The sequence below is a fragment of the Pseudomonas sp. P5_A2_2 genome, assembly GCF_054177685.1.
The window spans coordinates 1-6791 of record NZ_JBGCUL010000189.1 but is presented as its reverse complement, the minus strand read 5'-3'; the positions used below and the strand labels follow the sequence as shown (position 1 = coordinate 6791).

Genomic DNA, 6791 nt, shown 5'->3' with positions numbered 1-6791 from the left:
GCCACACGCTGCTCGTTGAGCAGGTAGTCGTGGTGCCGGGCGATCTGATCACGCTGTTGCAGCACGGTGTCCTGCAAGCGCCGCAAGCGATCCATCGCCTTGATCTTGGCGGCGAGAATCACCTGGTTGTAGGGCTTCGCCAGAAAGTCGTCACCGCCGACTTCCAGGCAACGGGCCAGGGCTTCGCTTTCGGACAACGAGGTGAGGAAGATGATCGGCACCAGGGTTTCCCCGGCCAGGATCTTGATTTGCCGGGCCGCCTCAAAGCCGTCCATCACTGGCATCATCGCGTCCATCAACACCAGGTGCGGTTGTTGCTGGCGAAATGCGTCGACCGCTTCGGCGCCGTTGGCCGCCGTCAGCACATCGTGCCCCTGGCGGCGCAGGATGCTCGACAACAGCAGGCGATCGGCGGCGCTGTCCTCGGCAATCAGAATGGTCAGCGGCTCCAGTGGCTGCATGGCAATCAACTGATGTCGAACAGTTTGTCGAAGTTGGAGATGGCGAGGATTTTGCGCACGTCGGTACTGCTGTTGACGACGCGCACATCGGAGTCGTCGCCACCGGCGTGATCGCGCAGCAAAAGCAGCATGCCCAGAGCCGAGCTGTCGAGGTAAGTGGCGTCTTTCAGGTCGACCACAACCGCCGATATCTCTTTATCTTCGTAAGACTGACGAAATTCCTGATGCTTGGCGAAATCGAATCGTCCTTTGACCGATATCGTCAACTTTTGCCCATCAGGGGACACTTCGGTAACGACTGACATTCAATGGCTTCCTTGTCTTTGGAGAACGTTTAGAAGGTTTAGCACCAGCTGTGGATGGGGGCAAGCCTACCTGTTTTTCGAAAGCACGCTCAATAGGGGTTCTCGCGCGGCAAGCGCTGGGACAATTCATCCAGCAATTTCTGTTCGCGCCGGTCTTCAAGCGCCCGCGCCTCATCGGCATAGCGCTGAACCAGCTTGCGCAAACCCTCGACTCGGGCAAACGCCTGCTGCCAGGTTTCCCGGGCCTTGTTCAGGTTGTTTTGATGCCAGGCCAGGCTTTGCCGCTGCTGGTCGATGGCCGTGCCCAATTGCGCGAGAAAGCCCTGATAGCCCAGCAACCATTGACCCGAGACACCACCGCTGCCGCGTACGATCCATTGTTCCTGATAGTCGAGATGGAAGGCTTCAAGGTCGGCGAGTTTACTTTGCGCCAGACGAACCTGCCCTTGAAAGTGCCCCAGGCGCTGGACCGCGGTTTTCTCGGCCTTCTCGGCCATTTCCACCACCGGTGCCAGCCTTCCCGCCCGACTCAGGGCCATGACCGCTTAACCGCCTGCCGCGGGCGCGAAGATCGAGGCGAGAKACGCTTCGCTTTCGCCCAGGCTGATGCTGTCATTGAGCCCCTGACGCAGGTATTTGACCAATTGCGGTTGCAGGGAAATCGCCAGATCGGTTTCCCGGTCACCGCCGGCGACATAGGCACCGACGCTGATCAGGTCGCGGCTCTGCTGATAACGCGACCACAACTGCTTGAAATACTGCGCGCGGGCCATGTGTTCCGGTGACACCACCRCCGGCATCACCCGGCTGATGGACGCTTCGATATCGATGGCCGGGTAATGCCCCTCTTCGGCCAGGCGCCGCGACAGCACGATGTGCCCGTCGAGCACGCCCCGTGCCGAGTCAGCAATCGGATCCTGCTGGTCATCGCCTTCGGACAGCACGGTGTAGAACGCGGTGATCGAACCACCGCCTTTCTCCGCATTACCAGCCCGCTCCACCAGTTTCGGCAGCTTGGCGAATACCGACGGCGGATAGCCCTTGGTCGCCGGAGGTTCGCCGATGGCCAGGGCGATTTCCCGCTGGGCCTGGGCGAACCGGGTCAGCGAATCCATCAGCAACAGGACATTCTTGCCCTTGTCGCGAAAATACTCGGCGATTCGCGTGCAATACATGGCGGCGCGCAAACGCATCAGCGGCGCATCGTCCGCCGGGGACGCCACCACCACTGAACGCTTGAGCCCTTCTTCACCGAGGATGTGCTCGATGAACTCTTTAACTTCACGACCCCGCTCACCGATCAGCCCGACGACGATGATGTCGGCCTCGGTGAAGCGCGTCATCATTCCCAGCAACACCGATTTACCGACACCGGTACCGGCAAACAGCCCGAGCCGTTGACCGCGCCCGACCGTCAACATGCCGTTGATGCAACGGATACCCACGTCCAGCGGTTCGCTGATCGGTTCGCGCTTGAGCGGGTTGATGGTCGGGCCATCCATTGGCACCCAGTCTTCGGCCTTCATCCCGCCCTTGCCGTCCAGTGCACGGCCGGCGCCATCCAGCACCCGCCCGAGCATGCTCATGCCCATCGGCAAACGCCCGGTATCGGACAAGGGAACTACGCGGGCGCCAGGTGCGATACCGGCGACGCTGCCGACTGGCATCAGAAAGACTTTACTGCCGGAGAAGCCCATCACTTCGGCTTCAACCTGTACCGGGTGATAGCTGTCGTCGTTGATGACCATGCAGCGGCTGCCCATGGCGGCGCGCAGGCCTTCGGCTTCGAGGGTCAGACCGACCATGCGCAGCAAGCGGCCTTCAAGGATCGGCGCACCGGCAAGCGTAGTCGCCTCGGCGTAACTGCCCAGGCGCCTGGCGAAGCTGGTGCGCTCAAGGCGCATCAGGTGCATCCGTTTCTGGCGCGGCAGCAGGCTTGCTGTCGACCGGCAGTTCCAGGCTCAAGTCCGGTGCGGTCGGGTGCAAGGACTGTTCGTGCAACTGGTCGAACAGCTTGTCCATCACCTGCGCAATGCGGGTTTCGACTGTGGCGTCGATGCGGCTGTGTTCGGTCTCGACCCGGCAACCGCCGGGCAACAACGATTCGTCCTCGACGATGCGCCAGGTCTCTTCATGGCGTTCGCGCAGGGCTTTGACCTGTTCGAAATCCTGCGGATTGATGTACAACCGCACATTGCCCACGCCCAACGGCAAGAGCTTTAGAGCCTCGCGCATGACGTGTTCGATTTGCGTGGAGTCGATGGCCAGTTCGCGCTGAATTACCTGTTTGGTGATGTGCTGCACGAGGTCGACCAGGGATTTTTCGATCTGGGTGTCCTGCTCGGCGATGGGCTCGAACAGATGCGCCATCAGCTGTTCCAGCCCCGCGATCTTCGCAGAAAGTGCCACTTCGGCTTCCTGACGAACCTTGAGCGTGGTGCTGTGGAAACCTTCCTTCTCTCCCACCGCGAAACCTTCGTTGTAGGCTTCCTGGCGAATGCTTTCGAGCTCTTCAAGGGTCAGTGGCTGGACTTCCTCCAGCGGCACTTCCTCCATTTCCGGCGGTTCGGGTTCAGGCGTTGGTTCAGGCTCGGGCTCCGGCGGGTCGAAACTGGGCAACGCCCAGGACTCGAAGCCACCGACATCCCTGGCCCGGATCAGGTCAGTGGGTGCATCATCATTCTTGACCATGGCGTTAGATCATTTCCTCGCCGCCCTTGCCGCCGAGAACGATTTCTCCGGCTTCGGCCATACGGCGGGCGATGGTGAGGATTTCCTTCTGCGCGGTTTCCACGTCGCTGACGCGTACCGGGCCCTTGGCTTCCAGATCGTCGCGCAACAATTCGGCGGCACGCTTGGACATGTTCTTGAAGATCTTCTCCTTGACGCCTTCGTCCGATCCCTTGAGGGCCAGCACCAGCACGTCGGAGGACACCTCGCGGAGCAGCGCCTGGATCCCGCGGTCGTCGACATCGGCCAGGTTGTTGAAGACGAACATGAGGTCTTCGATCTGACCGGACAGGTCTTCGTCGACTTCGCGGATCGAGTCCATGAGCTGGCCTTCGATCGAGCTGTCGAGGAAGTTCATGATGTCCGCCGCACGCTTGATGCCACCCAGGGTGGTGCGCGAGGCGTTCGAGTTGCCGGAGAACTGCTTCTCGAGAATCTGGTTGAGTTCTTTCAGGGCCGCTGGCTGTACGGTGTTCAGCGAGGAGACTCGCAGGATGATGTCCAGTCGCACCTTGTGGTCGAAGTTGCCGAGCACTTCACCGGCCTGGTCCGGATCAAGGTACGCCACCACGATCGCCTGAATCTGCGGGTGTTCGTAGCGGATCACGTCGGCGACGGCGCGCGGCTCCATCCACTTCAGGCTGTCGAGGCCGCTGGTGTTGCCACCGAGCAGGATGCGGTCGATCAGGCCGTTGGCCTTGTCTTCGCCCAGGGCCTGGGTGAGCATTTTGCGCACATAGTCGTCGGAGCCGACGCCCAGGCTGGTCTGGTCGCCGACGATATCGACGAACTCGCTCATCACCTGCTCGACCTGCTCGCGGTGCACATTACCCATCTGGGCCATGGCCACGCCCACGCGCTGAACCTCTTTGGGACCCATGTGACGCAGCACCTGCGCAGCATCGGTGGAGCCCAGGGACAGCAACAGGATTGCAGCTTTGTCGACCTTGGACAGTTTGGCGGCAACGGCTCGGTTATCACTCATCTGCGTTAATCCACTCTTTCACGACCTGGGCCACACGCCCCGGGTCTTCTGCCACCAGACTCTTGATTGCGTTCAACTGAGCGTCATAGCCTTCGCTCGGGCTCGGCAGCAGAATGCTGGTTGGGCCACCGAGGCTGACACGGTCGTTGGCCAGTTCGCCATCCAGACCGCCCATGCCTCCCAGCTCGATGTCGCTACCAATACCGGCCAGCTGCTTGCCTTTGCCGCCACCGGTGATGTTGTTGAGCACCGGACGCAGCACACCGAACACCAGCACCAGAATGAACAGCACACCCAGCACTTGCTTGACGATGTCCCAGAACCACGGCTGGGAATAGAACGGAATATCGGTAATCACTTCACCGCGCTCGGCGGAGAACGGCATGTTGATCACACTGACGCTGTCACCACGGCTGGCATCGAAGCCGACCGCATCCTGAACCAGGCGAGTGAAGCGTGCCAATTCATCGGCGCTCCAAGGCGCACGGGTAGTTTCGCCATTGGCCGGGTTGATCTTGACCTGGTCATCGACCACCACCGACACCGACAGGCGATTCAATCGGCCCTGCTGCTGCTTGGTATGACTGATGGAACGGTCGAGTTCGAAGTTCTTGGTCGATTGCTGACGCTTGTCCGCAGGGTACGGTGCGAGCATCGGCTGACCGGTGGCCGGGTCCATGATTTGCTGGCCGTTGGCATCGATCAGCGGCTGACCTGGCTGCACCATGCCGGCCGACGCAGTGGCGCCACCGGTGGTTTGCGGCGCGGAGGCCGGCGACGGCGGCTGGTTGCTCAATGCACCCGGCACACCTTGCGGACCGTTGCTGGCGGTACGCTGTTCGTTGACCGACTGCTCGCTACGCAACGCCGGTTGATCCGGGTTGAATTGCTCGGAAGTCGACTCGACCGCACTGAAGTCCACATCCGCGGACACTTCGGCTTTATAGCGATCGTTGCCCAGCACCGGCTGCAGGATGTTGTGTACGCGCTGGGTGAGCATGCTTTCCATGCGACGGCTGTAGTCGAATTGCTTGCCGGCCATGGTCAGTTCGGAGTTTTCCGCCTGATCCGAGAGCAGGTTGCCCTTCTGGTCGACCACGGTGATCTGCGACTTGCTGAGCTCGGGAACGCTGGTCGCCACCAGGTTGATGATGGCCACGACCTGGCCGGGTTCGAGGGAGCGACCGGAATAGAGTTCAACCAACACCGAAGCACTCGGCTTGCGCTCGTCGCGCACGAACACCGAACTTTTCGGGATCGCCAGGTGCACGCGGGCACCCTTGACGTTGTTCAGGCTGGAAATGGTCCGGGCCAGTTCGCCTTCGAGGCCGCGACGGTAGCGGGTCGCTTCCATGAACTGGCTGGTGCCCAGCCCCTGTTCCTTGTCGAGGATTTCGAAACCGATGTTGCCGTCGCTGGGAGTGACACCAGCGGCCGCGAGCTTGAGCCGCGCACGGGAGAGGTCATCGGCCTTGACCAGCAAGGCACCGGAATTGGGTTCGACGGTGTACGGGATATCGGCGGAGGCCAGGGTTTCCATGACCTGCTTGGCGTCCATGCCGGCAAGGCTGCCGTACAGAGGCCGGTAGTCCGGCTGCTGGGACCACAACACCACGGCAAAACCAATCGCCACGCTCGCTGCCAGGCCGACCAGCAGGCCCACCTGACGCAACATGGTCATCTCGGAGAGGTTTTCCAGGAAGGACAACCCGAACAGCGGCGGCTTGCCGTCTATTAGAGTGGCCTTGGCCGGAACATTATCGGCGACTGCTTCTGCCATGACTCAATCTCGTCCTTTAAACCGGCATCTGCATGATGTCTTGGTAAGCCTGAACCAGCTTGTTGCGCACCTGGGTCAACGCTTGGAATGAAACGCTGGCCTTCTGCGAGGAAATCATCACGTCTGTGAGGTCGACGCCGCTTTTGCCGATTTCGAAGGCGCTGGCCAACTGAGTGGAAGCCTGTTGGGTGTCRTTCACTTTATTGACGGCCTGGCCGAGCATGTCGGAAAAGCTGCTGCCCGCCACTTCAGGGACGGCAGCCGACTTCGGCGCAGACATGGCATCCATTTGCATGGCGCGCATGTCCAGCATCAACCGATTGAATTCAATACCTTGGCTCATGGTTTCTCTCTTTGACGACCCGCAATTTTTTGACACTCACTCGGCGGGTAATGAGGTGTTAGCAACAAGGGTGCCAGCTCCATGGCCTTGTTTCACAAAAGCCCTTCCTTACGCCCCCCTCCTGTAGGAGCGAGCCTGCTCGCGATGGACTCAAGGCTGTCGCGCTTATCCTGCCGCCCCGCAATAT

8 protein-coding genes are annotated in these 6791 nt (G+C 60.8%); all 8 read right to left on the bottom strand.

Going from position 1 to position 6791, the window contains the following annotated elements; translation table 11 throughout:
* Positions 1 to 461: response regulator (locus ACXRVY_RS13485; protein ID WP_458237543.1), on the bottom strand; the 461-nt coding region annotated here is incomplete at its 3' end.
* Between the two features lie 5 nt (positions 462 to 466).
* A complete protein-coding gene (locus ACXRVY_RS13480) occupies positions 467 to 766 on the bottom strand; it encodes an STAS domain-containing protein (protein ID WP_223461369.1) in 300 nt (99 codons plus the stop codon).
* An 89-nt stretch (positions 767 to 855) separates the two neighbouring features.
* Positions 856 to 1305 carry a flagellar export protein FliJ gene (fliJ, locus tag ACXRVY_RS13475; RefSeq protein ID WP_223461367.1) on the bottom strand — a complete coding sequence of 150 codons (450 nt, stop codon included), beginning with the start codon at positions 1303 to 1305 and terminating at the stop codon, positions 856 to 858.
* Between the two features lie 6 nt (positions 1306 to 1311).
* Complete coding sequence (gene fliI, locus ACXRVY_RS13470) at positions 1312 to 2670, bottom strand: flagellar protein export ATPase FliI (protein ID WP_458237542.1); 1359 nt, start codon at positions 2668 to 2670, stop codon at positions 1312 to 1314.
* Positions 2660 to 3457: a flagellar assembly protein FliH gene (gene fliH, locus ACXRVY_RS13465; RefSeq protein WP_223461362.1), complete on the bottom strand. Its 798-nt coding sequence runs from the start codon at positions 3455 to 3457 to the stop codon at positions 2660 to 2662. The genes fliI and fliH overlap by 11 nt, the downstream gene beginning before the upstream one ends.
* A gap of 4 nt (positions 3458 to 3461) precedes the next feature.
* Positions 3462 to 4481 (bottom strand): flagellar motor switch protein FliG, encoded by a 1020-nt coding sequence (gene fliG / locus ACXRVY_RS13460; RefSeq protein ID WP_007983391.1) that lies wholly within the window; start codon positions 4479 to 4481, stop codon positions 3462 to 3464.
* Positions 4474 to 6261, bottom strand: a complete 1788-nt coding sequence (fliF, locus tag ACXRVY_RS13455) for a flagellar basal-body MS-ring/collar protein FliF (RefSeq protein ID WP_223461360.1) — start codon at positions 6259 to 6261, stop codon at positions 4474 to 4476. The genes fliG and fliF overlap by 8 nt, the downstream gene beginning before the upstream one ends.
* A gap of 16 nt (positions 6262 to 6277) precedes the next feature.
* Complete coding sequence (gene fliE / locus ACXRVY_RS13450) at positions 6278 to 6604, bottom strand: flagellar hook-basal body complex protein FliE (protein ID WP_116263161.1); 327 nt, start codon at positions 6602 to 6604, stop codon at positions 6278 to 6280.
* Between the last annotated feature and the right edge of the window lie 187 nt (positions 6605 to 6791).

Excerpts from the sequence above, each read along its gene's own strand:
- ACXRVY_RS13480 (WP_223461369.1), bottom strand. The coding sequence starts at position 766 with ATGTCAGTCGTTACCGAAGTGTCCCCTGATGGGCAAAAGTTGACGATA.
- fliJ (WP_223461367.1), bottom strand. The coding sequence starts at position 1,305 with ATGGCCCTGAGTCGGGCGGGAAGGCTGGCACCGGTGGTGGAAATGGCC.
- fliH (WP_223461362.1), bottom strand. The coding sequence starts at position 3,457 with ATGGTCAAGAATGATGATGCACCCACTGACCTGATCCGGGCCAGGGAT.
- fliG (WP_007983391.1), bottom strand. The coding sequence starts at position 4,481 with ATGAGTGATAACCGAGCCGTTGCCGCCAAACTGTCCAAGGTCGACAAA.
- fliF (WP_223461360.1), bottom strand. The coding sequence starts at position 6,261 with ATGGCAGAAGCAGTCGCCGATAATGTTCCGGCCAAGGCCACTCTAATA.